Source organism: Nocardioides sp. GY 10127 (assembly GCF_004919085.1).
Lineage (GTDB): Bacteria > Actinomycetota > Actinomycetes > Propionibacteriales > Nocardioidaceae > Nocardioides.
This window is the reverse complement of the sequence record NZ_STGL01000001.1, coordinates 107,322-133,179: the sequence shown is the minus strand read 5'-3', so window position 1 is coordinate 133,179 and position 25,858 is coordinate 107,322. Positions and strand designations below refer to the sequence as shown.

Below are 25,858 nucleotides of genomic sequence, written 5' to 3'. Positions count from 1 at the left end.
GCCTCGGTCGCGGTGCGCCCGGCCCGCTCTCAGGCGCTGCGCCCCGCAGGCTGGTCGGCCAGGGTCTGGACCACCGCCGACCCGCACCGCTCCCCGGAGAGCCAGGCCGCCTCGACCCGCGGGCGGTCGGACCACGCGTCCCCGCACACCGCGAGCGCCCCGGCACCGGTGCTGCGCAGGAGGAAGGGCTCGTCGTGGTGCCCCACCGGTCGGGCGAGCCCCCAGCGGTGGACGAACGCGTCGGACGGGGGCTCCACCCCCAGGAGCGCGCCGAGCTCCTCGAGCACGCGCGGGAGCGCCGCCGTCGGGTCCTCCAGGTGGGCGATGGCGAAGTCGGACGTCGTGTGGGCGACGAGGACCGGGGCGCCGTCGCCCCGCCGCCGACCGTCGTCGGCGACCCAGCCGAGGACGGGGTGGTCGTTGACGAAGAGGCCGTCGGGGAGGTCGTCCCACACCCGCGCGGGCCACCGGGCGGCGACGGCCAGCACCGGCTCGCCGGCGACGTCGAGCCTCGACAGCACCTCGTCCCTGATCTCCTGCGCGAGCCCCGGACCGAGCAGGCGCCGGGCCTGCTCGTCGGGCATGGCCAGCACCACGGCGTCCCACTCGACGCCGTCGACGGCCGGCCGTCCGCCCGGCGTCGTCGTGACCTGCTCGACCGTGGTGGCGAGGTCGACCTCCAGCCCCCGGGCGAGGTCCTCGGCGAGGCTGCGCAGGCCCGCGGGCGCCGCCCAGCGCACCGGGCCGGTCGTCGTGGACCTGCCGTCTGCCGAGGCGACGCCGAACGTGTCGGTCCAGCGGCGCGCGAGCCCCGCGACCTCCCACCCCGCCACCACCTGCGCGAAGCCGTCGCGTCGACCCTCCTCGCCCACCGTGAGGTACGAGGCGCCGTGGTCGACCGGCCGACCGTCCCAGGTCCGCGTGGCCAGGCGGCCACCCGGGCGGTGCCCGCGGTCGACGACCCGCACGTCGAGCCCGTGGCGGTGCACGGCCCGGGCGGCGGCGAGGCCCGCCACCCCGGCTCCGACCACGAGCACCGAGGGCGGACCGGCGGTCGCGCCACCGCCCTCCACCCGGCTCTCGCTCGCGGTGCTGGGGGACGTGGACGAGGGGCTCGGAGGTGTCACGGTGACCACCCTCGCAGCGGGGTCGGCGGCGTGGGTCCACCCCTCTGTCGGCGCCGCGTCCTACGGTGCACGCGTGCGCCTCCTCCACACCTCCGACTGGCACCTGGGCCGGTCCTTCCACCGCGAGGGGATGCTCACGCACCAGGCCGCCTGGGTCGACCACCTGCTGGAGGTGGTCGAGGCCGAGCGGGTGGACGTCGTCCTGGTCTCCGGGGACGTCTACGACCGCGCGCTCCCGCAGGTCGACGCGGTCCGCCTGGCCGACGAGACGCTGGCGCGGCTCGCCGCCTCCCGCGCGCGGGTCGTGCTCACCAGCGGCAACCACGACTCCGCCCAGCGGCTCGGGTTCGGCTCCCGGCTCGCCGACGCGGCCGGCGTCCACCTGCGCACGCGGGCCTCGGAGGTCGGCACGCCGATCCTGCTGGAGGACGAGCACGGCACGGTGGCCGTGCACGGCCTGCCGTACCTGGACCCGGAGGCGACCCGCGTCGAGTGGTCCCTGGCGACCCGCTCGCACGAGGCGGCCCTCGGCGAGGCGCTGCGGCGCGTGCGCGCGGACCTCGCCTCCCGGCCGGGTGCGCGCTCCGTCGTCCTGGCCCACGCCTTCGTCGCCGGCAGCGGTGACGACGTGCGCCCCAGCGACTCCGAGCGCGACATCTCCGTCGGCGGGGTCTCGATCGTCCCCACGTCCCACTTCGCGGGGCTCGACTACGTGGCCCTCGGGCACCTCCACGGTCGGCACGTGCTCGACGAGCGCGTGCGCTACTCGGGCTCGCCGCTGGCGTACTCCTTCTCGGAGGCGGGCCACACCAAGGGCAGCTGGCTCGTGGACCTGGGCGCGCCCCGCGAGGGCGGCGCGCCGCTGTCGGCCGAGCTCGTCGCCTCCCCCGTGCCCCGCCGCCTGGCGCGCCTGCGCGGGAGCCTGGAGGAGCTGCTCACCGACCCCCGGCACGCGGACGCCGAGGACGCGTGGGTGCAGGCGGTGCTCACGGACGTCGACCGCCCGGTCGGCGCGATGGAGCGCTTGCGCCGACGGTTCCCGCACGCCCTGGTGCTCTCCTTCGAGCACACGGCCCCCGCCGTCGGCGGCCTCCCCGCGCGGCCCGCGGCCGGGCGCAGCGACCTCGACGTGGTCGAGGAGTTCGTCTCGGCCATGCGCGGCTCCGCCCCCACCGCCGAGGAGCGGGCCCTCCTGTCGCAGGCCGTCGACGCCTGCTGCGAGGACCCGGACGCCGACCCGGCTCCCGCCGGCGCGGGGGTGGGCGCACCGTGAGGCTGCACCACCTGACGGCGACCGCGTTCGGCCCGTTCCCCGGGACCGTCGAGGTCGACCTGGACCGGCTCTCGGAGGCGGGCCTCTTCCTGCTGACCGGCCCCACCGGGGCGGGCAAGACCAGCGTCCTCGACGCGGTGTGCTTCGCCCTCTACGGCAACGTCCCCGGTGACCGCGGCGCGGCGCGCCGCCTCCGCAGCGACCAGGCCGCCCCGGGCGTGCGCCCCGAGGTGACGCTCGAGCTGACGGTCGGCACGCGGCGGCTGCGCCTGGTCCGCTCGCCGCAGTGGAACCGCCCCAAGCGTCGCGGGGAGGGCTGGACGACCGAGCAGGCCTCCGTGGTGTGCTCCGAGCTCGTCGACGGCACCTGGACCACCCTCTCGACGCGGCTGGACGAGACGGGCCACCTCGTCTCGGGCGTGCTGGGGATGAACCTCACCCAGTTCACCCAGGTCGCGATGCTGCCCCAGGGCCGGTTCCAGGCCTTCCTGCGCGCCACCTCGGACGAGCGGCACCAGCTGCTGCAGAAGCTGTTCCGGACGGACCGCTTCGAGCGGGTCGAGCGCTGGCTGCGCGAGGAGCGCACCGGGCTGCGCCGCAGGGCCGAGGCCGCGCACGACGAGGTCGCCGACGTGATCAGCCGCGTCAGCGAGGCCGCCGACGAGTCCCTCCCCGAGACGTGGGACCTGCACGACCTCGGGCCGGTCTCGGCCGACCTCCTGCCCTGGGCGGTCGGGCTGCGGACGCGCGCCGCGGAGGCGCTCTCGCAGGCCACCGCGGACGTCGCCCGCGCGGCCTCCCAGGAGGCCGCGGCAGCAGAGCGGCTCGACGCGGCACGGGCCCGCGACGGACGGGCCGCGCGCCGCAGCGCCGCCCTTGCCGAGGAGGCCCGGCTGGCCTCCCTCGCCGACGAGCGCCACCGCGACGAGGCCGTCGTGGCCGCCGCCCGACGCGCCCTGCCCGTGCTGCCCGTCGCCCGGGTGGCGCAGGACGCCGAGCGGTCGCTGCGCAGGACGGCGGCCGCCGCCGCCCGCGCGCTCGCCACGGCCAGGGGCTGTGAGGACGAGGTGGGCGGCGCCGACCTCGACGCCGACCTCGCTGCCGAGCTCGACTCCCCCGCCGTGGACGCCGAGCTCGACGCGGCCTCCGCCTCCGTCACCCACGCGCTCACCGTCCTGGCGGGGCTGGCCGGGTCCGCGGACCGCCTCGCGACGGCGTCCACGCGACTGGCGCAGACCGGGCGCGCCCGGCGGGAGCTCGCCGTCGCCCTGGAGGACCTGGCCGCCGAGCTCGAGGTGCTGCCCGCTCGTCGGGACGCGGCACGGGAGGACCTGGCGGTGGCGGAGCGGGCCGCAGCCGGTCTGCGTGCCGCCGAGCAGGCGGTCGAGGAGCTCGCCGCGCGACGCCGTCACCTGGCGGACGTCGAGGCCCTCGCCGCCCGCCACGTCGACGCCCACGCCCGGTGGCAGTCGGCCCGCGAGGCCGTCGTCGCCGCGAGGGAGCGGCTCCTGGAGGTCCGCGAGGAGCGCATCGCCTCGATGGCCGCCGAGCTCGCCGGCGGCCTGGCCGTCGGGGGCGCCTGCCCGGTGTGCGGGTCGTGCGACCACCCGCACCGCGCGGTGCGGGCCCACGGGGCCGCCGACGCCGCGGCGGAGCGCGACGCCCAGCGGGCCCTCGACGAGGCCAACAGCAGCGAGAACGTGCTCGGTCAGCACGTGCGTGACCTCGCGACCCAGCGGGACCTGGCACAGGCTCGTGCGGGCGATGCCGACCACGCGACGCTGGCCCGGCTCCACACCGAGGCCGAGGCCGCGCTGGCCACGGCCCGCCAGGCCGGCGACCGGGTGCCGGCCGCCACCCGCCGCTGCGAGGACCTGGGACGGCGGGTCGAGCAGGCCCTGTCCGAGCAGGCCGCCGCCCGGGCGAGGCTCGCCTCCTGCGAGACGGAGCGCCGCGACCTCGTCCGCGAGGTCGCGGATCTGGAGGGCCGGCTCGCCGTCGGGCTGGCCACCGCCGAGCGCGTCCTCGACGGGCACGCCCCCGAGCCGGAGGACGGCGTGCTCGACCTGGCCCTGCCGTTCGACGAGCCCGACGCCGGCGACGGCCCCCACGAGGCGGCCCGCCTGCGCCGACTCACCGCGGAGCTCACGGAGCGGCAGCGCGTCCTGCGCACCGCCCACGAGACCCGCCAGGCGGCGCTCGCGGCCCGACGGTCCGCGGAGGCGGCCGCCACGGCGCTGAACGAGGCGCTGACCGAGGCGGGCTTCGCGGAGGTCGACGAGGCCGCCGAGGCCGCCGTCCCCCCGGCGGAGGTCGACCGCCTCGAGCGGGCCCTGGCCGAGCACCGCCGCCGGCTCGACGCCGTGGCCGTCGTCCTGGCGGAGGTGGGGCGGGAGGAGGCCCTCCCGTCCGCCGACGACGGCGACCTCGGTGCCTGCGCCGCGGCCCACGAGGCGGCCAGGACCGCCCTGAGCACGTCGCGCGCGGCTGCGCTGCGTTCCACCGCGGCCACCGGGCGCCTCACGGAGCTCACGGCGGCCCTCGAGGAACGGCTCACAGCCTGGGGGCCGCTCCTGGACCAGCACGCGCTGCTCGCGCGGGTCTCCGCGTTCGCGGAGGGCAAGTCCGCGGACAACGCCCTGCGCATGCGGCTGTCGGCGTTCGTGCTGGCCTACCGCCTCTCCCAGGTCGTCGCCGCCGCGAACACGCGGCTCGGTTCGATGAGCGACGGCCGGTACGCCCTGGAGCACACCGGGGAGCGCGGCACGGGCGAGACGCGCGGAGGGCTGTCGCTCCTGGTCCGCGACGACTGGTCGGGCGAAGCCCGCGACCCCGCCACCCTGTCCGGCGGCGAGACCTTCGTGGTCAGCCTGGCCCTCGCCCTGGGCCTGGCCGACGTCATCTCGGCCGAGGCCGGCGGCACGGTGCTGGACACGCTGTTCGTCGACGAGGGCTTCGGCTCCTTGGACGCCGACACCCTCGACGACGTCCTCGGCATCCTGGACGGCCTGCGCGAGGGAGGCCGGGTGATCGGGGTCGTCAGCCACGTCGCGGAGATGCGGGACCGCATCCCGGCCCGCCTGGTCGTCACCAAGACGCGTACCGGCTCGGCCGTGGCGCTGCAGGGCGTCTGAGCTCACCGGCCGGCGTCGTCGCTCCGCCCGCGTCCGCCCGCGGACGGGTAGGTTCGCCGTCATGAGCGGACCGCAGGTCGACCCCAGCTTCACCGCACTCCCCTACGAACGCCTCGCCGAGGCCGCGCTGCAGCGCGCGGACGCCCTCGGCGCGACCCATGCCGACTTCCGCTTCGAGCGGGTCCGGTACCAGCACCTGCGGGCGCGGGACGGCGTCCTCCAGGCGGCCGGCGACGCCGAGGACCTCGGCTTCGCCGTGCGGGTCGTCCACCGCGGGACCTGGGGGTTCGCCTCCGGCGTCGTCCTCACCGAGGACGAGGCCCGCCGGGTGGCGGAGGAGGCCTGCGCGGTCGCCGAGGTCGCCTCGGCCATGACGACCGAGCCGGTGCGGCTGGCCCCGGAACCGGTGCACGTCGCGACCTGGGTCTCCGCCTACGAGATCGACCCGTTCGACGTGAGCGTCGCCGAGAAGGGCGCCGTGCTCGTCGGCTGGACCAACCGGCTGCGCGAGGGCGCGGCCGTCGACCACGCGTCCGCCTCCCTCCTCCAGGTGCGCGAGAACAAGTTCTACGCCGACCTCCTCGGCACGCGCACCGTGCAGCAGCGGGTGCGGCTGCACCCCGAGTTCGAGGCCCACGGCGCGGGCGCCGACACCTTCGACTCCATGGCCTCCATCGCCCCGCCGGTCGGGCGCGGCTGGGAGTACGTGGCGGGCTCGCCGTCCGGCGACCCGGCGGCGACCTGGGACTGGGACGCCGAGATCGAGGAGGTCCCCGAGCTCCTCGCCCAGAAGCTGAAGGCGCCGAGCGTCGAGGCGGGCACCTACGACCTGGTCATCCACCCGTCCAACCTGTGGCTCACCATCCACGAGTCGATCGGCCACGCCACGGAGCTCGACCGCGCGCTCGGCTACGAGGCGAACTACGCCGGGACGTCCTTCGCCACCCCCGACCTGCTCGGCACGCTGCGCTACGGCAGCGGCGTGATGAACGTGACCGGCGACCGCACGGTGCCGCACGGCCTCGCCACCGTGGGCTACGACGACGAGGGCGTCGAGACGCAGTCCTGGGACATCGTCCGGGACGGCACCCTCGTCGGCTACCAGCTCGACCGGCCCATGGGCGCGATGATGCCCGAGCTCAACCCCACCGCCGACGGGGACGGCCGCTCCAACGGCTGCGCGTACGCGGACTCCCCCGGGCACATCCCCATCCAGCGGATGGCGAACGTCTCCCTGCAGCCCGCCCCCGACGGCCCCGGCACCGACGAGCTGATCTCGCGCGTCGAGCGCGGTCTCTACGTCGTGGGCGACCGCTCCTGGTCGATCGACATGCAAAGGTTCAACTTCCAGTTCACGGGGCAGCGCTTCTACACGATCACCGACGGCGAGCTCGGCGGCATGGTGCGCGACGTCGCCTACCAGGCCACCACGACCGACTTCTGGGGCTCGATGGAAGCCGTCGGAGGGCCGCAGACCTACGTCCTCGGCGGCGCCTTCAACTGCGGCAAGGCCCAGCCCGGCCAGGTCGCCGCCGTCAGCCACGGCTGCCCCAGCGCGCTGTTCCGCGGCGTGCGCATCCTCAACACCACGCAGGAGGCCGGCCAGTGAGCGCCGTGACGCCCCAGGACCTGGCCGAGCACGCCCTGGCCACCAGCACCGCCGACGACTGCGTCGTCGTGGTGAGCGACAAGACCAGCGCCAACCTCCGCTGGGCCAACAACACCCTCACCACCAACGGCGTCATGCACGGCGTCACCGTCTCCGTCGTCTCGTTCGTGCGGGGCGCCGACGGCGTCGGCGTCGGCACCGTGGGCGGGACGGCCGCGTCGGTCGAGCAGGTCCGCGCCCTCGTCGAGGCCGCGGACGCCGCGGCCCGGGCCGCCGACCCTGCCGAGGACGCCGCGGACCTGGTGCGCGACGCGGTGTCCGCCGACTGGGCCGAGGCACCGGTGCCCACCGACATCCACGTCTACGACGTGTTCGCCCCGGCGCTCGGGGAGGCGTTCGGTCGCGCCCGGGCCGCGGACCGCGTGCTCTACGGCTTCGTCAATCACGAGATGACCACGACGTACCTCGCCTCCAGCACCGGCCTGCGGCTGCGCCACGTGCAGCCCACCGGCCACTACGGCTGCACCGGCAAGGACGCCGCCCTCACCCAGTCCGCGTGGGTCGGCGGTGCCACCCGGGACTTCACCGAGGTCGACGCCCTCGCCCTGGACGCCGAGCTCGAGCGCCGTCTGGGCTGGGGCGAGCGGCGGGTGGACCTGCCGGCGGGGCGGTACGACACGATCCTGCCGCCGGGCTCGGTCGCGGACCTGATGATCGACGCCTACTGGTCGGCCGGCGCCCGCAGTGCCCACGACGGGCAGTCGGTCTACTCCCGGCGCGGCGGCGGCACGCGGATCGGCGACGCCCTCGTCGACCCGCGGGTGACGCTGGCCTCCGACCCCCGGTACCCGGCGCTGGAGTGCGCGCCGTTCGTGGTCGCCACCTCGTCGTCCGACACCGCCTCGGTCTTCGACAACGGCCTCCCGCTGGGCAGGACCGACTGGATCTCCGGCGGTACCCTCACCTCGCTGCTGCAGACCCGCTACTCGGCGGGGCTCACCGGCCAGCCCACCACGCCGGACATCGACAACCTGGTCCTCGAGGTCGAGGGCGGGACCGGGACGGTGGAGGACCTCGTCGCCGGCACCGAGCGCGGGCTGCTCCTCACCTGCCTGTGGTACATCCGCGAGGTCGACCCGCAGGCCCTCCTGCTCACCGGGCTCACCCGCGACGGCGTCTACCTGGTCGAGGGCGGGGAGATCACCGGGCTGGTGAACAACTTCCGGTTCAACGAGTCGCCGGTCGACCTGCTCCGGCGGTTCACGCACGCCTCCGAGACGGTGCCCAGCTTCAGCCGCGAGTGGGGTGACGACTACTTCAGCCGCACCGCCACCCCGGCCCTCCGCGTCCCCGACTTCAACATGTCCAGCGTGTCGCAGGCGCGGTGACCGCGGCGTCCTGATCTCCCCGCCGTCCTGCTCACGTTTGGTCCCCAACCCGCTCTCCGGAGCGCTCCGACACCGGGTTGGTGACCAAACCTGAGGGCTCGGGAGGTTTCTCCGCCCCCGATGCAACCGACCGAGGGGCGGGCGCGTACTCCTCCCGACCGCACGCACACGGCGTGCGCGACGAGGAGGAACCACCATGCGACAGACCATCCGCACCGCCACCCTCGGCCTGGCGACGGCCGCCGTCCTGGCCTCGGCCGTCCCCGGCCCGGCGTCGGCCGAGGAGACCGACGCGGCGACGACCACCCACGAGACCGGCCACGTCGTCGAGTGTGTGGCGACCTGGGCGCAGCGCACCGCGTTCGTGACGCTGTACGACAACGACCAGTACGGCAACACGCTGCTCGTCCAGCTCAGGACCACCGGGGTCGACCGGATGCGGGTCGGCCAACGATCACCGGACGACGACCTCGTCGCCTCCGACGGGGCCGTCGCCACCGGCGTCCTCGTGGGCGGCCACCGGGCGCGGGTGCGGGGCACGGCTCCGGAGCGGGGGAAGCCGGTCCACGTCCACGAGGAGTACGCGGACGCCGGCTACGACATCGTCGTGGACGGCACCCACCGCCGGCTGGACGCCGACCTGGTGCTCCGCTTCCGGGACCGCCGCCACCCCCTCGACTGCTCGACCGCGTTCACCTACGACCTCGACGTCACCAGGACGCCCGCGCAGTGAGGTTCCGGACCGGGACGTCGGCGGCCGGGGTGGCGGCCCATGACCGTCCGGCGGCTCACGTTTGGTCACCAACCCGATGAATTCGGCCCCGGAGGACACGGTTGGGGACCAAACGTGAGCCGGACACCAGCCCCGCCACCGCAGCACCGGACCGTCAGGCGAAGGCCTCGGGCGGCGGGCAGGCGCAGACGAGGTTCCGGTCGCCGTACGCCTGGTCGATGCGGGCGACGGCGGGCCAGTACTTGTCCTGGACGCCGTTGGGGCCGGTGAGCCCGCCGGGGAAGCAGCCGAGCTCGCGGCTGTAGGGGCGGTCCCAGTCCTCGACCAGTGCCCGGGCGGTGTGCGGGGCGCGGCGCAACGGGGAGGTCTCGACGTCCCACTCCCCCGCGGCCACCCGGTCGGCCTCGGCCTTGATGGCGATCATGGCGTCGCAGAACCGGTCGATCTCGCCGAGGTCCTCGGACTCGGTGGGCTCGACCATGAGCGTGCCCGCGACGGGGAACGACATCGTCGGGGCGTGGAAGCCGTAGTCGACGAGACGCTTCGCGACGTCGTCCACCGTGACGCCGGTGGCCTTGGTCAGCGGACGGACGTCGAGGATGCACTCGTGGGCGACGAAGCCGCCGGCACCGCGGTAGAGCACCGGGAAGTGCTCCTCCAGGCGGGCCGCGACGTAGTTGGCCGCGAGCACCGCGGTGGCCGTGGCGCGGGTGAGGCCCTCGGCGCCCATCATCCGCACGTAGGCCCAGGAGATGGGCAGGATGCCCGCGGAACCGTACGGCGCCGCCGAGATGGCGCCCACGCCGGCGCGCTTGGCCTCCTCGGGGTGCGCCTCGTGGCTGGGCAGGAACGGCGCCAGGTGCGACCGCACCGCGACCGGGCCCACGCCGGGGCCACCGCCGCCGTGCGGGATGCAGAAGGTCTTGTGCAGGTTCAGGTGCGAGACATCTCCGCCGAACTCGCCGGGCTTGGCGAAGCCGAGCAGGGCGTTGAGGTTGGCACCGTCGACGTAGACCTGGCCGCCGAAGGAGTGCACGGTGGCGCAGAGGTCGGTGATGGTCTCCTCGTACGCGCCGTGCGTCGAGGGGTAGGTCACCATGATCGCCGCCAGCGTGTCGGCGTGCTTCTCGCACTGGGCGCGGAGGTCGTCGAGGTCCACGGCGCCGTCCTCGGCGGCCTTCACCACCACCACCCGCATCCCGGCCATCACGGCCGACGCGGCGTTGGTGCCGTGGGCCGAGGACGGGATGAGGCAGACGTCGCGCTGCTCGTCGCCGCGGGAGCGGTGGTAGCCGCGGATCGCCAGCAGGCCCGCGAGCTCGCCCTGCGAGCCGGCGTTCGGCTGGACGGACACGCGGTCGTAGCCGGTGACCTCGGCCAGCCAGCCCTCGAGGTCGTCGACGAGACGGCGGTAGCCCTCGGCGTCCTGCGCCGGCGCGAAGGGGTGCAGGTCGGCGAACCCGGGGAGCGAGACCGGCTCCATCTCGGTGGTGGCGTTGAGCTTCATGGTGCACGAGCCGAGCGGGATCATCCCGCGGTCCAGCGCGTAGTCCCGGGCGGAGAGCCGCCGCAGGTAGCGCAGCATCTGGGTCTCGGAGCGGTGGCTGCGGAACACCTCGTGCTCGAGGTACGCGGTGGTCCGGTGCAGGGTCTCGGGCAGCCCCCGGACGGGCTCCACCGCCTGCGGGGTCACGCCGAAGGCCGTGTGCAGCGCACGGAGCGTCCCCGCACCGCTGACCTCGGAGAACGACAGCCCCACCGTGTCGGCGTCCACGAGCCGCAGGTGCAGGCCCTCGGCGCGCGCCGCGGCCACCACCTCGGCGGCACCACCGGGCACGCGCACGGTGAGGGTGTCGAAGAAGGACGTCGTGGGCACCTCGAGCCCCGCCGCCCGCAGCGAGGCCGCGGCCCGGCCGGCGAGCTCGTGGGTGCGGGCCGCGATCGCCCGCAGGCCCTCGGGGCCGTGGTGGACGGCGTACATCGACGCCACCACCGCGAGCAGCACCTGGGCGGTGCAGATGTTGGAGGTCGCCTTGTCCCGCCGGATGTGCTGCTCCCGGGTCTGGAGCGCCAGCCGGTAGGCGGGCCGACCCTCCGCGTCCACGGAGACGCCGACGAGCCGACCGGGCAGGTGCCGCTCGAGGCCGGCGCGCACGCTCATGTACCCGGCGTGCGGCCCGCCGTAGAACAGCGGGACGCCGAAGCGCTGCGAGGAGCCGATGGCCACGTCCGCGCCGAGGGCGCCGGGCGACTCCAGGAGCGTGAGCGCGAGGAGGTCGGCCGCCACCACGGCCAGGCCGCCACGCTCGTGCGCGGCCTCGATGACGGGCCGCGGGTCGCGGACCTCGCCGGACGCGCCCGGGTACTGCACCAGGACGCCGGAGACCGGCCCCTCGGGCACGGCGGCGAGCCCGTCGGCCAGGTCGGCGACGAGCACCTCGATGCCCATCGCCTCGGCGCGGGTGCGGACGACGTCGATGGTCTGGGGCAGGGCATCCGCGTCGACGACGAACGGGCCGGACGCCTTGCGGTCGGCGCGCCGCACCAGCGTCATCGCCTCGGCGGCCGCGGTGCCCTCGTCGAGCAGGGAGGCGTTCGCCGTCGGCAGGCCGGTGAGGTCGCCGACCACCGTCTGGAAGTTGAGGAGCGCCTCGAGGCGTCCCTGCGAGATCTCGGGCTGGTACGGCGTGTACGCCGTGTACCAGGACGGGTCCTCGAGGACGTTGCGCCGGATCACGGGCGGCGTCACGGTGCCGTGGTAGCCGAGGCCGATCATGGGCTCGAGCGGGCGGTTCGCGTCCGCCAGTTCCCGCAGCGCGCGGGCCGTCTCCAGCTCGCCCAGCGGCTCCGGGAGGTCCAGCGCCCGGGTCGCGCGGATCGCGCCCGGCACGGCCGCGTCCATCAGCGCCTCGAGGGAGTCGGCACCCACCGTCTTCAGCATGGCCGCGACGTCGGCCGACGTCGGGCCGACGTGGCGGTCGGCGAAGGACGCCGCGGGGGCGGAAGCGGCAGTGGACGTCTGGGTCGACGTCTGGGCGGACGGCGCGGTGTGCTCGGTCATGAGGCTCCTGGGGACGCGAGAAGTCGTCGGGCGCCTCCCCCTCTGTCGCGGCGACGGTGTCGCTCCAGAGTTGCCTGGCCTGCGCGGTCCTGGGTGCCTGAGAGGTTCCGGGGAGGGATTGCCCCTTCGGCGCCCCGCCCCCGACGGTGCCGGGGCGAGAGCTCTCCCGCGCGGGATGAGCAGCGCGGCCGAATCTACCAGCCGGGCCGGTCATCCTCCGCACGCACGACGCCCGCGCCGCCCCGCCTCGGCGGGACGACGCGGGCGCGTCGGAGGAGCTGGTGAGCGGTGTCGCGGACTCAGCCGGCGGTGCGACGGGCGCGGCGCGCGGCCAGCTCGTCGGCCGGGCTCGCCTCCGCGGCGTCCCCGGTGCGCTCGGACGGGAGCTCGGCGAGCGTGCCCTCGATCTCGCGCCACACGCCGCCGATCGCGATGCCGAAGACGCCCTGGCCACCCTGGAGCAGGTCGATGACCTCGTCGTTGCTGGTGCACTCGTAGACCGAGGCGCCGTCACTCATGAGCGTCACGCGCGTCAGGTCGTCGGTGCCGCGCTCGCGCAGGTGCTGGACGGCGGTCCGGATCTGCTGGAGCGAGATGCCCGCGTCCAGGAGGCGCTTGATGACCTTGAGGATGAGGATGTCGCGGAAGGAGTACAGCCGCTGCGAGCCCGAGCCCTTGGCCCCCCGCACGCCGGGCTCGACGAGGCCGGTGCGGGCCCAGTAGTCGAGCTGGCGATAGGTGATGCCGGCGGCGTTGCACGCGGTCGGGCCGCGGTAGCCGAGATCGCTGGGCACCGGCGAGACGTCGTCGGTGAAGAGAAGGCCCTGCTCGTCCGCCGACTGGGCGGCCTCGACGGCCTCAGCGCTCTCGCGCGACTCCTGCTCGTGCTCGTTCACACGAATCCTCCGTGGGTCTACTCCGTTGAGCGTAACCCCCGGGGAAGGAGCCGTGACCCGGACGAGCCACAGCGATGGAGTTACAACGAAGACAGCAAGCAAGGTACGGCTCGGCCGGAACCCGGGTCAAAGACCCTTCCGGCGTGTCGAGTCTCAACCTGAGGTTGATGGTGAGTCTTTACCCTCGGCCGGGAACCCGGCGCGTGCGGAGGGGAGACCTCACTCCGAGGGAGACTCGAAGTCCTCGGGGCTCACGTGGTCGAGGAACTCGCGGAACCGCTCGACCTCGTCCTCCTGCTCGGCGGGCACCGCGAGGCCGGCCTCGTCGAGCACCTCCTCGGCGCACACGATCCGCGATCCGGTGCGCAGCGCCAGGGCGATCGAGTCCGACGGCCGCGCCGAGACCTCGGCGCCCGAGGCGAGCACCAGGGTGGCGAAGAAGATCCCGTCCTTGACCTCGGTGATCCTCACCTCCTCCAGGCCGTTGTCGGTGGCCTCGAGGACGTCCTTGAGCAGGTCGTGGGTGAGCGGACGCGGCGGCGTGACGCCCTGCTGCGCGAACGCGATCGCGGTCGCCTCCACCGCCCCGATCCAGATGGGCAGGTACCGCTCACCGGTCACCTCGCGCAGCAGCACGATCGGCTGGTTGCTCGGCATCTCGACCCGGACGCCCATCACATCGACCTCACGCACACGACCACCCTAACGCCCGGGCAGTGACGGGGGTGGCCACCCGCCGGGCACGGCGCCGCACCAGCGCCGCGGCGGGCTCGACGGACCGACGCCTCCGGGAGGGAGGGACGTCAGCGGGGCAGGCCGGCCTTCACCAGCAGCGCGTGCAGCCGGACGGTGAGGGCGGCGATCTCGCTCGCCGTCTCCTCGGCCCGGGCGCTGGCGGCGGTGTCCCGGGCCCGCCGCAGCGGCTCCGTCACCTGGTTCACCAGACCGATCTCCCGGTCGGCCGCGGCCCGGAAGCCACGGAGGTGGCGCGGCTCGATGCCGAACGCGCCGAGCTCGCGTGCCGTCCGCGCGATCACGAGCGCGTCGGTGTCGAAGTGCTGCGTGCCGGGGCGGCGGGTCAGCAGGCCGAGACGCTCGAGCTCGTCGACGAGGTCGAGGTCGACCTCAGCCACCTTCGCCAGCTCCTGCCGCGACAGCCGGAGCCCGTCGGTGCGGCGGAACGACTCCGGGCTCGGCGTCCCCTCGGGAGAGAGCGAGACCGAGGGCACGGTCGGCACCACGGGCTCGATCGGCGGCGGCTCGGAGCCGCTGTCGAGGGCCTCGAGGTGCTCGCCGATCACCTTGAGCGGCAGGTAGTGGTCGCGCTGCATGCGCAGCACGTAGCGGAGCCGCGCGACGTCGGCGTCCGAGAACTTGCGGTAGCCGGCGGGCGTCCGCTCGGGCTTGATCAGCCCCTTGTCCTCCAGGAAACGGATCTTGGGGATCGACACCCCGGGGAAGTCCTCACGCAGCGCGTCGAGGACCTGCCCGATGCTGAGGAGCGCCGCGGTCGAGCCCGCCGGCGCGCCGGCTGCCTCCGCGGGCACGCTCAGGCGCCTTCGTGCCCGGCGAAGAACATCAGCCGGAACTTGCCGATCTGGACCTCGTCGCCGTCGTTGAGCTGCACCTTGTCGATCCGGTCGCGGTTCACGTAGGTGCCGTTGAGGCTGCCCACGTCGCTGACCGTGAACGTCGGACCCGTCCGCTCGAAGACCGCGTGCTTGCGCGAGACGGTGACGTCGTCCAGGAAGATCTCGGAGCTGGGGTGCCGGCCCGCGGTCACCGTGTCGGCGTCCAGGAGGAACCGGCTGCCGGAGCCGGGGCCCCGCTGCACCACCAGGAGCGCGTGGCCCACGGGCAGGCCGTCGACGGCCTTCGCGTCCACCGGGTTGAGCGCCCGGTCGGAGGTCTCGACCCGGGGGTCGCCACCCAGCGTGATCGTGGCCGTGGAGTCGCCGACGGGCTCGGCGCTCACCAGGCGCGTGCCGCACTGGGAGCAGAAGCGGGCGTCGTCCGGGTTCTGCCTGCCACACGCGGTGCAGAACGGCATCGTGGGTCTCCTGGAGCGCGAAGGGACTGGGCTGCCCGGCCCACCCCAGGTGGAGCGGCCGGTGGAGCCTCGAACCTACCAGCCCCGCCCAGGTGAGGGGCGGGAACGTGGCCGGGTCGCAGGCGCCGGGTGTCGCGGGACACTCAGCCCTCGAGCGACTCCTGGTAGGCCGCGGAGTCCAGCAGGCCCTCGGGCGTCCCGGACACGACCACCTCGAAGAGCCAGCCGCCGCCGTACGGGTCGTCGTTGACGAGCTGAGGAGTGGCGTCGAGGGCGTCGTTGACCGCCACGACCTCGCCGGCGACGGGCGCGTACACGTCGCTGACCGACTTGGTCGACTCCAGCTCGCCGCAGGTGCTGCCGGCCTCGAGGACGTCGCCGACGGCCGGCAGGGACACGTAGACGATGTCGCCCAGCGCGTCCTGCGCGTAGTGCGTGATGCCGACGCGGACCGCACCCTCGTGCTCGCCGGGGGTCCGGACCCACTCGTGCTCGACGGTGTACTGAAGGTCGTCGGGGTACACGTGTTCTCCTCGTTGCCGGGTGCCGACCTCCTCGGCCGGTGCGACCACGCTACTGGTCGTCGAGCGGATCCGCGTACTCCGGTGTCGCGGCGTCCGTGACCGCCTCGATGTCGAGGGAGGACAGCTCGGAGATCTCGACCTTCGCGCCGTCGTCCTCGAGGTCGACCCGCGGACCCTCGAGGATCGACATGGCGCCCGACAGGGCGCTCGGGCCGCCGATGACGTCGACGACGTAGGGCGAGGTGAGCCGCGTACCGTCGATGGACAGCCCGGTCGCGGTGTCGCTGAAGGAGGTCTGGGCGACGACGCGCACGGTGCCGTTGAACTGCATCGCCTCGGCCCCGGCCACCCGGAGGGCCTGCACCATGTTGAGCACGGTCTGGGCGCTCACCTGGCCGGACTTCTCGGTGATGGTGACGCGGATGCCGGGACCGGTCACCGGGACCGTGCCGGCCAGGATCGCCAGGGTGTCGGCCTCCGACTGGGCCTGGTCGAGGGCCGCCTGCTCGGCGTCGGTGTCGGACTCGAGCTGGGACTTGGTCCGCTCCAGGCGGGAGATCTCGTTGCGGGCGCGTCGGCTGGCGCCGGCCAGGCCCGAGAGGACGTTGACCAGGTCCTCCTCGCGGTAGCCGGCGTACTCGTCGGACTGCCCCGACGTCCGCACTTGCACGATCGCGCCGAAGGCGACCAGCGCGAGCAGCACGCCGACCACGACCTGCCGGCGACCCGGGTGCCAGAAGGCGCGTCTCAGCCGCGCCGTCCCCGTCTCCGGCTCCTGCCTGGAATCCTGGCGCGGGTCCGGGGCCTGCTCCTCCCCCGCGCTCATCGGCTGCCCCCCCTGGCTCATGCGTGGAAGAGGTGCCGCCTGATCGCGGCGACGTTGGAGAAGATCCGGATGCCCAGGACGACGATCACGCCGGTCGAGAGCTGGCCACCGACGCCCAGCTGGTCGCCCAGCCACACGATGCCGCTCGCGATCACGACGTTGGAGAGGAACGAGACGACGAAGACCTTGTCGTCGAAGATCCCGTCCAGGTAGGCGCGCAGGGCACCGAAGACGGCGTCCAACGCCGCGACGACCGCGATCGGGAGGTAGGCCACCAGCGCCGTGGGCACGTCGGGCTGGAGGACGAGGCCCAGCACGATGCCGACCAGCAGCCCCAGGGCTGCGATCACGGTCCCACCTCCGAGTCCTCGGGTCCTCCGGCGTCGGTGGTCTCCGACGCGTAGGACAGGGTACGGGTCGGGGCCGCGGGCAGCTCGAGGGTCTCGACGTTGCTCATCGTGAACCCGAAGCCGTACTGCTCCACCAGCAGCAGGAACCGCTCCCCGCTGTGCGAGTCGACCAGGTCGGACTGGAGCGTCCGCCTGTCCCCGATCGCCTCCACGGTGTAGGGCGGCGTCAACGGGATGCGGTTGACGTTGACGACCGTGCCCGAGTTCATGATCGAGGTCAGCACCGTCAGGCGCTGGCCGTTGATGCTGATCGCCTCCGCGCCCGCCTGCCACAGGCCGTTCACGAGCTGCTGGAGGTCGGAGTCCAGCACCTTCTCGTCCGCCCCGTCGTCCACGACGACCCGCACCCCGGGCCCGGTCACCGCGAGGTAGCCGGTGGCCAGGGCCAGGGTGCGACGGCGCCCCTCCGCCGCCACCGCGGCCGCCCGCGTGGTGTCGAGGGTGTCCTGCGCGTCCTCGTTGGCCGAGGTGAGCCGGTCGATGCGGCGCTGGAGCCGGTTGAGCGTCGCCCGCCGCTGCTGGACGTCGGCGACGAGGGAGGCCTGGCTCGACTGGTCGCTGTCGGACTGCTCCGCGGTCTGCACGGCCGCCGTGGTGACCAGGACGCCGAAGACCGCCACCACCGCGGCCGTCCGCAGCGCCCGGCCGCGAGGACCGAGCCGCCGCGGCTCGCGGAGAGGGTCGGTGTGCCGCCGCCGCGCGACGTGCGCGTAGTCCTCGTCCAGCGACTGCTGGGTGATGAGCGTCAGGAGCGGGGTGGTGACCCGCGGGGGCAGCGGGTCAGGCACCCCGGCCCGCCCGCGTCCGCCCACCGGCGCGCTCCGCCCGCGAGCCCTGCCGGGTCGAGGCCGCCCGCCGCTCCTCGCGCGGCAGCCGCTCGGTGCCGCGGAGCAGGGTGCGGACCTGCCAGGCGTAGAGGACGCCCGCCCACCAGTACAGCCCCAGGCCCCAGAACGCGAACGCCCACCCGAAGACGCGCGCCAGGTCGCCCACCAGGCCGCCGGCCTCGGCCAGGAGCAGCAGCGGGAACGCGTAGAGCAGGTTGAAGGTGGCGGCCTTGCCCAGGAAGTGCACCGGCAGCGACGAGTAGCCGCGGGTGCGCAGCAGCGGCACGAGGCCCCACATCAGCGCGTCGCGCAGCGGCAGCGCCACGACCAACCACCACGGGATCACGTCGCGCAGCCCGAGGCCGACGACCACGGCGAGGATGTAGAGCCGGTCCGCGACGGGGTCGAGGACCTGGCCGACGACCGAGGTCTGGCCGAGCCGCCGGGCCAGCCACCCGTCGGCCCAGTCGGTGAGGCCCGAGACCACGAGCAGCCCGAGGGCCCAGAGGTCGGCCTCGGGGCCCAGGACGAGCCAGAGGAACAGCGGAACGCCCGCCAGCCGCACGACGCTCAGGAGGTTGGGCAGCGTGAGGACGCGGGTGCTGGGGGCGTCCTGCGGCGTGCTCGCCTCCGCACTCATGGCGTGCTCCTCCTCGTCCGTCGTGCGTGGTGCCTGGTGCGTGGCCCCGCCGCGCCGGCGCCCGGCGGGGGTCCGGCGCAGCGCCACACTAACCGTCGAGGTCCAGCGCCGCGGGGCTCGCGGTCACGACGACGGACGTGTCGGGCGCGGTGTGCGCGGCGTCCCGGATCTCGCCCACCAGCTCCTCGATGACGTCCTCCAGCGTGGCGACGCCGACCGTGGTGCCGTCGGGCCGGACGACCCGCGCCATGTGCGCGCCGCGCCGCTGGAGCTGCTCCAGGACGTCGTGCAGGAGGTCGGCGGTGCCGACCGTCGCGAACGGACGGATCCACTTGTCCTCGACCGGGCGACGGCGGCGGTCCTCGTCGGGCTCGAGGGTGTCCTTGATGTGCAGGTAGCCGACGAGGTCCCCGTCCGCCACCACCGGGAAGCGGCTGAACCCGGTGGCCGCGCACAGGGCCTCCAGGTCCGCCCCGCACGCACCCTGGGGTGCCGTGGCGAGGTCGGCCAGCGGCAGCATGACGTCCGCGACCGTCTTCTCGGTGAAGCCGAGGGCGCCGGCGAGCCGGTCGTACTCGTCCTCCTCCAGCAGCCCCTCGCCCCGCGACTCCTCCACGAGCGCGGCCACCTCCTCGCGCGTGTACGCCGAGGAGACCTCGTCCTTCGGCTCCACCCGCACCAGGCGCAGGGCCAGGTTCGCGGTGGCGTTGAGGACGACGATGAGCGGCTTGAGCACGGTGACGACGACCAGCATCGGCGGGCCGAGGACGAGCGCGGCGCGGTCGGGGCCGGCGATGGCGATGTTCTTCGGCACCATCTCCCCGAAGACCACGTGCAGGTACGTGACCAGCGAGAGCGCCAGGACGAACGAGATCGGGTGCAGCAGGCTCTCGGGGGCGCCGAGCGCCTCGAAGGCGGGCTCCACGAGGTGCGCGATCGCCGGCTCGGCGACGGCACCGAGGACCACGGAGCACACGGTGATGCCCAGCTGCGCGCCGGCCATCATCTCCGAGACGTTCTCCATCGCCCGCAGCGTGGAGCGAGCCATCCGCGACCCGTTCTGGGCCAGGGGCTCGATCTGGCTGCGGCGCGCGGAGATGAGCGCGAACTCGGCGCCGACGAAGAAGGCGTTGAGGGCCAGGAGCAGGACGGTGAGGCCGAGGCCGGTCCAGTCAGACACGGGCACCCCCGGCGCTGGTCCCGGCGCTGGTCCCGCTGGTCCCGGCGGCGGCCGGGCTCCCGACCGGGGCGGCCGGGGCCTCGCCCGGCTCCTCCGGCACGACGCGCAGGCCGACGCGGTCGACGCGCAGGCCGTCCATGTGCTCGACGCTGAGCTCGACGACCAGCTCCGCCGGCTCGTCGGGGTCGGAGCGGTCGGGCACGGTCAGCCGCGCCACGTCGCCGGCGACCGGGATGCGGCCCAGGTGGCGCATGACCATGCCGCCGAGCGTGTCGTAGGCCTCGTCCTCGGGCAGCTCGACCTCGGTGACGTCCGCGACCTCGTCGGGGCGCAGGAGCCCCGAGAGCAACCAGCTGCCGTCGCGGCGGCGGCGGGCCCGGGAGCCCGAGCGGTCGTGCTCGTCGGCGATGTCGCCGACGATCTCCTCCACGACGTCCTCCATGGTCACGATGCCGGCGTGACCGCCGTACTCGTCCAGGACGACGGCCATCTGGAACCCGTCCTCGCGCAGCAGCGCGAGCAGCGGGTCGAGGCGCAGCGAGTCGGGCACGACGGTCGGGCGCGCCATCAGGTGCTTGACCCGGGTGGTGGAGCGCTCGTGCAGCGGCAGGGCGACGGCGTTCTTCACGTGCACGGTGCCGACGACGTTGTCCTCCTCGTCCAGGACGGGGAAGCGGGAGTGGCCGGTGGCGCGGGTGAGGTCGATGACCGCCTGCGCCCGGTCGTTGCGCTCGAGGGAGACGGTGCGCACCCGCGGCGTCATGATCTCGCCCGCCGTGCGGGCGCCGAACTCCACGGAGCGCTCCATGAGCTCGGCCGTGTCGGCGTCGAGCGTGCCCTCGTCGGCGGACCGGGCGATGAGCGAGGCGAGCTCGGTCGAGGAGCGCGCCGAGCGCAGCTCCTCCTGCGGCTCGATGCCGAGCTTGCGCACGAGGGCGTTCGCCGAGCCGTTGAGGACGCGGATCGGGCCGCGCATGACGGTGGTGAAGACCCGCAGCGGGCGCTGCGTGGCCCGCGCGGTGGGCAGCGGCAGCGCGAGCGCCAGGTTCTTGGGCACGAGCTCGCCGAAGATCATCGTGAGCACCGTGCCGACCACCAGGCCGATCGCCACCGAGGTGGCGGGCACGACGGACGCCGGGAGCCCTGCGGCCTCCAGCGGGCCGTCGATCAGGTCGGCGACCGCGGGCTCGGCGAGGAAGCCGACGCCGAGGTTCGTCACCGTGATCCCGACCTGCGCCCCGGAGAGCTGGGTCGACAGGGAGCGCAGGGCGCTGGCCACGCCGGCCGCGCCGGCGTCACCGGCCTCGGCGGCCTGGTCGACGGACGCGCGGTCGACGGTCACGAGCGAGAACTCGGCCGCGACGAAGATGCCGCAGGCCACCACGAGGAGCAGGGCCAGGGCGAGCAGGAGCAGGGCGGTCATCGGGGCTCTCCAGCGCGGGTGTGGTGCGGCGTGGAGAGCGGCCGACTATGGGGGCCGTCCATGAGGGTCGGTCAGGGTCCTTCACTGGTCCGGGAGCGGGAGGCACCAGCGTAACGGGCGGTGCCACGCGGCGCCTCCCTCCCGGGTCATCCCGGCCGGTGGGGCCGATGGAGCGAGATGCACCTCGGCGCGGGTCAGTGCGTGAAGTAGGACGCCGAGAGGTCCTCGTCCCCGTGGCCGGCCTGCGCGGCCCGCTCCATGTGCGCGTGGATGCCCGGCATGAGGCCGAGCTCGACGCCCGCCACCTCGGCGGCCTCCAGGACGAGGGCGGCGTCCTTGACCCCGCCGGAGAGCGCGAAGGACGCCGGGTGCTCGCCCGAGAGCATGGCCCGGCCCTTCATCTGGACGTACGGGGCGTCCATCGCCCCGCCGGCGACCGCCTCGAGGAAGAGCGCGGGATCCAGGCCCAGCTCGCGGGTGAGGGCCATCGACTCGGCCACCCCCTCGACGACGGTGAGCACCCAGGCGTTGGCGGCCAGCTTGAGCCGCTGCCCGTGACCCGCCGGGCCGAGCCACATGACCCGCGAGGAGACGGCGTCCAGCACCGGCTCCAGGCGCGGGCGCGCCTCGTCCGGCCCGGACGCCAGCACCAGCAGCGTCCCGTCCTCCGCGGGCTTGCGGGTGCCCAGGACGGGTGCGTCCACCAGGACGAGCCCGAGCTCGTCGGCCTGCGCCGCCAGGCGGTCGCAGCCGGGCACGCCCACCGTGGCGCACTGGAGCCACACCGTGCCCGGCGCGCAGGAGGTCCCCACGCCCGCCATCACCTCGAGGGTGGCGTCCAGGTCGAACAGCATGGTGAGGACGACGTCGGCGCCCGCGCAGGCCTCGGCGGCCGTCGACGCGACGGTCGCGACATCGGCCAGCGGGGCGGCCCGCTGGGGGTTGCGGTTCCACACCCGGACGTCGAGGCCCGCGGCCGCGAGGTTGCGGGCCATGCCCGCCCCCATCGTCCCGGTGCCGAGCACGGCGACGCTGGTGGCTCCACCGGCGGGCACCACCAGGGCGGACCCCGCCTCCGGGGCGCTCTCCTGCTCGGGCGTGGGGCGGGGCGTGGTGCTCATGGGGTCCTCTCGATCTGGTGCGGCACCGGCGGGGCCGGCACCGTTGACCTCGCCAACCTAGTAGGACCCCGACGGGCCCCGCCTCACCGGACCGGGTCGGCCTGCACCCGCCCGCCGCCGACCGTGTCCGAGGCCTCGGAGGTGTCGAGGACCCGGTAGGGCGAGCCTCCGGTGCGCGCCCGCTCGCGCAGCAGCTCGACCGGGAGCGGCTGTCGCGAGCCGGCGACCAGCAGGTTGCCCGGCCGGCGGCCGCGCAGGGTGGCCGGCTCCGCCGAGACGCAGACGTGGGGCAGCACCGCACGGACCGCCGCGAGGGCGTCCCGCGTGGCCCGGAAGGGGGCGGCGTCCGCGAGGTTGAGCAGGGCGAGGCCGTCCTCGGCCAGCGCGGTCGCCACGGCCACCAGGCCGGGACCGCTCACGAGATCGGCGGGGACCTCGCCGTCGTCGAACGCGTCGACCACCACGACGTCGGCCCGCCCGGGCGGCAGCTCCGCGAGGCCGGGACGGCCCAGGACGGGCCGCACCCGGATGCCGCTGCGCGCCGGCAGCGGCAGGACCCGGCGCACGGCGTCGGTCAGCTCCGCGTCCGGCTCGAGGACGACCTGGGAGGAGCCGGGCCGCATCGCCGCCACGTAGCGCGGCAGCGTCAGGCCGGCCCCGCCCACGTGCACCACCCGGAGCGGGACGCCCGCGGGACGCAGCACGTCCAGCGCGTCCCCGAGGCGCCGCACGTAGTCGAAGGCGAGCCGGGTGGGGTCGGCCGGGTCGACGAAGGACTGGTCGCGCCCGTCGCGGCGCACGAGCACCCCGCCGTCCTGCTCGACGAGCTCGAAGCGCCCGTCGGCCACGTCGTCGGAGCCCTGCTCGTCCGTCCGTCTGCTCCGTCGCGCCACGGGGGCAGGCTACGAGAGCACCCGGGATCGGAGCAGGGTCCGGGACCTGGACGGGGCGGCCCTGCGTCCGGCGGCGGCTCAGCCCCGGGCGCTCGGGTCCATCAGCCGCACCGTCCACGTGAACCGGCTCGGGCCCTCCCCCGCGATGCCGCGCACGGTGACCCGGTAGCGCCCCGTGGGCCGCACGCCGTGGACCTCCATCACCAGGGTGTCGAGGCCGTACCCGTCCTGCTGGGCGTAGGTGGTCGTGCGCAGCCGGGTGCCGTTGCGGAGCACCCGCACGTGGGCGGAGGAGAAGTCGGCGTCGGCGGTGGACGACAGCGACCAGCGGCCGGACGGCTCCAGCGGGGCCGGGAACCAGCCCGCGCTCGGCCAGGGCACGAAGGCGGGGGCGGACGCGTCCGGGTCGGTGCTCCCGAGCACGGTGAGCGCGCTGCTGGTGGACGTGAGGCCGTCGCCGAAGCGGTGGGCATAGGGGTAGAGCAGCCAGCGCCGGTGCCCGACGGCCGTGTTGGAGGAGCCCTCGTCGCCGAGGTAGAGCTCGGTGGCGAGGCCCGGCGTCATCGAACCCGATGTCAGGGCCAGGTTCGAACGCCCGGCCGCGGCCGCGCCGGCCTTCGTCCAGCACCGCCACGACCGCGGCGGGTCGTGCGACAGGGCACCCTGGGCGGCCATGATGAGGGCCGCCTTCTGGGCGTCGCGCGTGAGCGCCGGGGCCAGGGACACGGGGTCGAGCCCGGCGAGGGCCCGGGCGAAGTTGATCGAGTCCAGCGTCGCCGCGTGGGCGGCCCGACGCACCCGTCCGGCGACGCACCCGTCCACGGACCCCGTCCAACCCAGGCGCGTGGTGAGCGCCGGCGCGAACCGGCGGCGGTAGGCGATCGCGACCGCGGACCGGTCGGTGGTGTCGATCGCGCCGGCCGAGCGCGGGGTCGCCGTCTCCTGTGCCGTCCGCTGCGCCGGACCCGCCACGGGCTCGACGCGGGGTGCACGGACGGCGTCACCTCCGGCGGGCCCGCTGCCGAGGAGCGGCACACCAACGAGCAGCGCACCCAGGAGCGCGGCGAGCAGCAACGGCGCCGCGACCCGGACCGTCCGTGGCCCGCGCGACGCTCCCGAGCGGGCGTCTGCCTCCTGCATGTCGAGAAGGGTAGGGCTGACGGTGCACGCCTGTCCCCGGGACCGAGGTCCCGACGTGTGGCCCGTTGAGGACGCGCGGCAGGATGGGGCCATGACTGCGTACTGGGTGAGCTGCTACCGCGAGATCTCCGACCCCGAGAAGCTGGCCGCCTACGCGGCCATCTCCGTCCCCGCGCTCGAGGCGGCCGGTGGCGTCGTCGTCGCCCGCGGGATGCCGGGCGCCGTGTACGAGGCCGGGCTCATGCAGCGCACGACGGTCCTGACCTTCCCCGACGTCGAGACCGCGGTCGCCGCGCACGACAGCGAGGCCTACCAGCGGGCGCTCGAGGCGCTCGGCGACGGCGCCGTGCGCGACCTGCGGATCGTCCCGGGCGTCTGAGCGCCACCATCTGACACGACGACCTCGCCGCCGGGCGGCGGCGAGGTCGTGACGTGAGCGGGGGAACCCAGGACTCGGCCCTGGACTCAGTTCTGGGCGGGCACCTTCGCCGAGGCGTCGTCGAGGGCCGCGGTCTCCTCCGCCGTGAGCTGGAGCGAGCCGACCTGCATGAGGTCCGCGAGCTGCTCGGTGGTCCGGGCCGACGCGATGGGCGCCGCCACCTGCGGACGACCGGCGAGCCACGCCAGGGCGACGGCCGCGATGCTCACCGAGTGGGCCTCGGCGACCTGCGCCGCGACGTCGACGACGGCCAGGCCCTCCTCGGAGAAGTAGCCCGAGGTCTGCTGCTCCCGGGCGGTGCCCGCGAGGTCCTCGCGCGTGCGGTACTTGCCGGTCAGGAAGCCCGCGGCCAGCGACCAGTAGGGCGTCACGCCCAGGTCGTGCGCGGCCGCCACCGGGGCGAGCGTGGACTCGTACGGCTCGCGGACGACGAGGTTGTAGTGCGGCTGGAGCGCCACCGGGGCGGCGAAGCCCTCGCGCCGGGCGATGGCGACCCACTCCTCGATCCGCTCGGCCGAGTAGTTGCTCACCGCCACAAAACGCGTCTTGCCGGCGAGCCTGGCCTCCTCGAACGCCGCCACCGTCTCCTCCAGGGGCACCGACTCGTCGTCGAAGTGCGCCCAGTAGACGTCCACGTGGTCGGTGCGGAGCCGCTGGAGCGAGGCGTCCAGCGCCTTGCGGACGTTGGCCGCCGACAGGCCCTGGAAGTCGGGGTGCTGGCTCACCTTCGTCCCGACCATCAGGCGGTCGCGGTTCCCCCGGGCGATCCACTGACCGATGACGGTCTCGGACTCGCCACCGGTGTGACCCGGCACCCAGGCGGAGTAGGAGTCCGCGGTGTCCACCAGCGTGCCGCCGCCGTCGGCGAACGCGTCGAGGATCGCGTGGGCCTCGTCGGCCTGCGACGTCCAGCCGAAGTTGTTGGTGCCGAGGACGAGCGGGAAGAGATCGATACCGGTGCTGCCGAGCGTGGCCATGCCACGGCCTCCTTCGGTGAGGTGATGAGGGCGGGGCGGTGCTGTCCCGTCACCTCCACCACAGCACGCGCTCTCCGACATCTGTTCCGCCCGGTCGGGTGGGCGGGGCGAGACGGGGCCCGGACGCCGCACAGGGGGCTCGGCGTCCGGGCCGTCTCACCGGTGCCGGGTTCCCATCAGCGAGGAC

The 25,858-nt window shown here is 74.8% G+C and carries 23 protein-coding genes and 1 riboswitch; of the genes, 6 read left to right on the top strand and 17 right to left on the bottom strand.

The annotated features are described in order from the left end of the window. Positions 1-29: 29 nt before the first annotated feature. Positions 30-1,127 (bottom strand): FAD-dependent oxidoreductase, encoded by a 1,098-nt coding sequence (locus tag E8D37_RS00570; RefSeq protein WP_240770099.1) that lies wholly within the window; start codon positions 1,125-1,127, stop codon positions 30-32. 73 nt (positions 1,128-1,200) lie between these two features. On the opposite strand from E8D37_RS00570, the gene E8D37_RS00565 reads away from it, so the two are divergent. The 5 genes from E8D37_RS00565 to E8D37_RS00545 all read left to right on the top strand — a co-directional run bounded on the left by E8D37_RS00565 (position 1,201) and on the right by E8D37_RS00545 (position 9,264). Further along, a complete protein-coding gene (locus E8D37_RS00565; RefSeq protein ID WP_136567815.1) occupies positions 1,201-2,400 on the top strand; it encodes an exonuclease SbcCD subunit D in 1,200 nt (399 codons plus the stop codon). After that, on the top strand, positions 2,397-5,534 hold the full coding sequence (locus tag E8D37_RS00560; protein ID WP_136567814.1) for an AAA family ATPase: 3,138 nt from the start codon (positions 2,397-2,399) through the stop codon (positions 5,532-5,534). Before E8D37_RS00565 ends, E8D37_RS00560 begins: the two co-directional genes overlap by 4 nt. A 61-nt stretch (positions 5,535-5,595) precedes the next feature. Beyond that, entirely contained in the window at positions 5,596-7,143 is a 1,548-nt protein-coding gene (locus E8D37_RS00555; protein ID WP_136567813.1) for a TldD/PmbA family protein, read from the top strand. Further along, positions 7,140-8,531: a metallopeptidase TldD-related protein gene (locus tag E8D37_RS00550; RefSeq protein WP_136567812.1), complete on the top strand. Its 1,392-nt coding sequence runs from the start codon at positions 7,140-7,142 to the stop codon at positions 8,529-8,531. Before E8D37_RS00555 ends, E8D37_RS00550 begins: the two co-directional genes overlap by 4 nt. Positions 8,532-8,727: 196 nt before the next feature. Further along, on the top strand, positions 8,728-9,264 hold the full coding sequence (locus E8D37_RS00545) for a hypothetical protein (RefSeq protein WP_136567811.1): 537 nt from the start codon (positions 8,728-8,730) through the stop codon (positions 9,262-9,264). Between the two features lie 154 nt (positions 9,265-9,418). Here the strand turns inward: E8D37_RS00545 and gcvP are convergent, their stop codons facing one another. The 15 genes from gcvP to E8D37_RS00470 form a co-directional block, all read right to left on the bottom strand. Beyond that, positions 9,419-12,325 (bottom strand): aminomethyl-transferring glycine dehydrogenase, encoded by a 2,907-nt coding sequence (gcvP, locus tag E8D37_RS00540; RefSeq protein ID WP_136567810.1) that lies wholly within the window; start codon positions 12,323-12,325, stop codon positions 9,419-9,421. 74 nt (positions 12,326-12,399) lie between these two features. Next, positions 12,400-12,504: riboswitch (glycine riboswitch) on the bottom strand. A 120-nt stretch (positions 12,505-12,624) separates the two neighbouring features. Continuing rightward, positions 12,625-13,221 (bottom strand): MerR family transcriptional regulator, encoded by a 597-nt coding sequence (locus tag E8D37_RS00535; protein WP_136567809.1) that lies wholly within the window; start codon positions 13,219-13,221, stop codon positions 12,625-12,627. Positions 13,222-13,440: 219 nt separating this feature from the next. Next, positions 13,441-13,914 carry a bifunctional nuclease family protein gene (locus E8D37_RS00530; RefSeq protein ID WP_136567808.1) on the bottom strand — a complete coding sequence of 158 codons (474 nt, stop codon included), beginning with the start codon at positions 13,912-13,914 and terminating at the stop codon, positions 13,441-13,443. Positions 13,915-14,024: 110 nt separating this feature from the next. Next, on the bottom strand, positions 14,025-14,768 hold the full coding sequence (locus E8D37_RS00525; protein WP_136567807.1) for a MerR family transcriptional regulator: 744 nt from the start codon (positions 14,766-14,768) through the stop codon (positions 14,025-14,027). Positions 14,769-14,770: 2 nt separating this feature from the next. Next, positions 14,771-15,271, bottom strand: coding sequence for an FHA domain-containing protein (locus E8D37_RS00520; RefSeq protein WP_136567806.1), 501 nt, complete (start codon positions 15,269-15,271; stop codon positions 14,771-14,773). Between the two features lie 143 nt (positions 15,272-15,414). Then, on the bottom strand, positions 15,415-15,795 hold the full coding sequence (gene gcvH, locus E8D37_RS00515; protein WP_136567805.1) for a glycine cleavage system protein GcvH: 381 nt from the start codon (positions 15,793-15,795) through the stop codon (positions 15,415-15,417). 49 nt (positions 15,796-15,844) lie between these two features. Beyond that, entirely contained in the window at positions 15,845-16,642 is a 798-nt protein-coding gene (locus tag E8D37_RS00510; RefSeq protein WP_240770098.1) for a DUF881 domain-containing protein, read from the bottom strand. Further along, positions 16,639-16,971, bottom strand: coding sequence for a small basic family protein (locus tag E8D37_RS00505; protein ID WP_136567804.1), 333 nt, complete (start codon positions 16,969-16,971; stop codon positions 16,639-16,641). Before E8D37_RS00505 ends, E8D37_RS00510 begins: the two co-directional genes overlap by 4 nt. Next, positions 16,968-17,819, bottom strand: a complete 852-nt coding sequence (locus E8D37_RS00500) for a DUF881 domain-containing protein (protein ID WP_168929556.1) — start codon at positions 17,817-17,819, stop codon at positions 16,968-16,970. Before E8D37_RS00500 ends, E8D37_RS00505 begins: the two co-directional genes overlap by 4 nt. Beyond that, positions 17,812-18,498 carry a CDP-alcohol phosphatidyltransferase family protein gene (locus E8D37_RS00495; protein ID WP_136567802.1) on the bottom strand — a complete coding sequence of 229 codons (687 nt, stop codon included), beginning with the start codon at positions 18,496-18,498 and terminating at the stop codon, positions 17,812-17,814. The genes E8D37_RS00500 and E8D37_RS00495 overlap by 8 nt, the downstream gene beginning before the upstream one ends. A gap of 88 nt (positions 18,499-18,586) precedes the next feature. Next, the gene (locus E8D37_RS00490) at positions 18,587-19,678 is read right to left on the bottom strand and encodes a hemolysin family protein (protein ID WP_136567801.1); all 1,092 of its coding nucleotides are present in this window, start codon (positions 19,676-19,678) and stop codon (positions 18,587-18,589) included. Beyond that, on the bottom strand, positions 19,671-21,101 hold the full coding sequence (locus E8D37_RS00485; RefSeq protein WP_136567800.1) for a hemolysin family protein: 1,431 nt from the start codon (positions 21,099-21,101) through the stop codon (positions 19,671-19,673). Before E8D37_RS00485 ends, E8D37_RS00490 begins: the two co-directional genes overlap by 8 nt. Before the next feature lie 194 nt (positions 21,102-21,295). Further along, on the bottom strand, positions 21,296-22,222 hold the full coding sequence (locus E8D37_RS00480; protein ID WP_136567799.1) for an NAD(P)-dependent oxidoreductase: 927 nt from the start codon (positions 22,220-22,222) through the stop codon (positions 21,296-21,298). A gap of 83 nt (positions 22,223-22,305) precedes the next feature. Further along, a complete protein-coding gene (locus E8D37_RS00475) occupies positions 22,306-23,115 on the bottom strand; it encodes a fused MFS/spermidine synthase (RefSeq protein ID WP_240770097.1) in 810 nt (269 codons plus the stop codon). A 78-nt stretch (positions 23,116-23,193) separates the two neighbouring features. Then, a complete protein-coding gene (locus E8D37_RS00470; protein ID WP_168929555.1) occupies positions 23,194-24,255 on the bottom strand; it encodes a CAP domain-containing protein in 1,062 nt (353 codons plus the stop codon). 91 nt (positions 24,256-24,346) lie between these two features. Between E8D37_RS00470 and E8D37_RS00465 the strand changes: the two genes are divergently transcribed. Beyond that, the gene (locus E8D37_RS00465) at positions 24,347-24,634 is read left to right on the top strand and encodes a DUF1330 domain-containing protein (RefSeq protein ID WP_136567797.1); all 288 of its coding nucleotides are present in this window, start codon (positions 24,347-24,349) and stop codon (positions 24,632-24,634) included. Between the two features lie 86 nt (positions 24,635-24,720). Here the strand turns inward: E8D37_RS00465 and E8D37_RS00460 are convergent, their stop codons facing one another. Then, the gene (locus E8D37_RS00460; RefSeq protein ID WP_136567796.1) at positions 24,721-25,671 is read right to left on the bottom strand and encodes an aldo/keto reductase; all 951 of its coding nucleotides are present in this window, start codon (positions 25,669-25,671) and stop codon (positions 24,721-24,723) included. Positions 25,672-25,858: the final 187 nt, after the last annotated feature.

Coding starts and splice junctions, on each gene's coding strand:
- gcvP (WP_136567810.1), bottom strand. CDS start 12,325: ATGACCGAGCACACCGCGCCGTCCGCCCAGACGTCGACCCAGACGTCC.
- E8D37_RS00510 (WP_240770098.1), bottom strand. CDS start 16,642: ATGAGCCAGGGGGGGCAGCCGATGAGCGCGGGGGAGGAGCAGGCCCCG.
- E8D37_RS00470 (WP_168929555.1), bottom strand. CDS start 24,255: ATGCAGGAGGCAGACGCCCGCTCGGGAGCGTCGCGCGGGCCACGGACG.
- E8D37_RS00480 (WP_136567799.1), bottom strand. CDS start 22,222: ATGAGCACCACGCCCCGCCCCACGCCCGAGCAGGAGAGCGCCCCGGAG.
- E8D37_RS00520 (WP_136567806.1), bottom strand. CDS start 15,271: ATGCCGTTCTGCACCGCGTGTGGCAGGCAGAACCCGGACGACGCCCGC.
- E8D37_RS00545 (WP_136567811.1), top strand. CDS start 8,728: ATGCGACAGACCATCCGCACCGCCACCCTCGGCCTGGCGACGGCCGCC.
- E8D37_RS00485 (WP_136567800.1), bottom strand. CDS start 21,101: ATGACCGCCCTGCTCCTGCTCGCCCTGGCCCTGCTCCTCGTGGTGGCC.
- E8D37_RS00555 (WP_136567813.1), top strand. CDS start 5,596: ATGAGCGGACCGCAGGTCGACCCCAGCTTCACCGCACTCCCCTACGAA.
- E8D37_RS00495 (WP_136567802.1), bottom strand. CDS start 18,498: ATGAGTGCGGAGGCGAGCACGCCGCAGGACGCCCCCAGCACCCGCGTC.
- E8D37_RS00465 (WP_136567797.1), top strand. CDS start 24,347: ATGACTGCGTACTGGGTGAGCTGCTACCGCGAGATCTCCGACCCCGAG.
- E8D37_RS00460 (WP_136567796.1), bottom strand. CDS start 25,671: ATGGCCACGCTCGGCAGCACCGGTATCGATCTCTTCCCGCTCGTCCTC.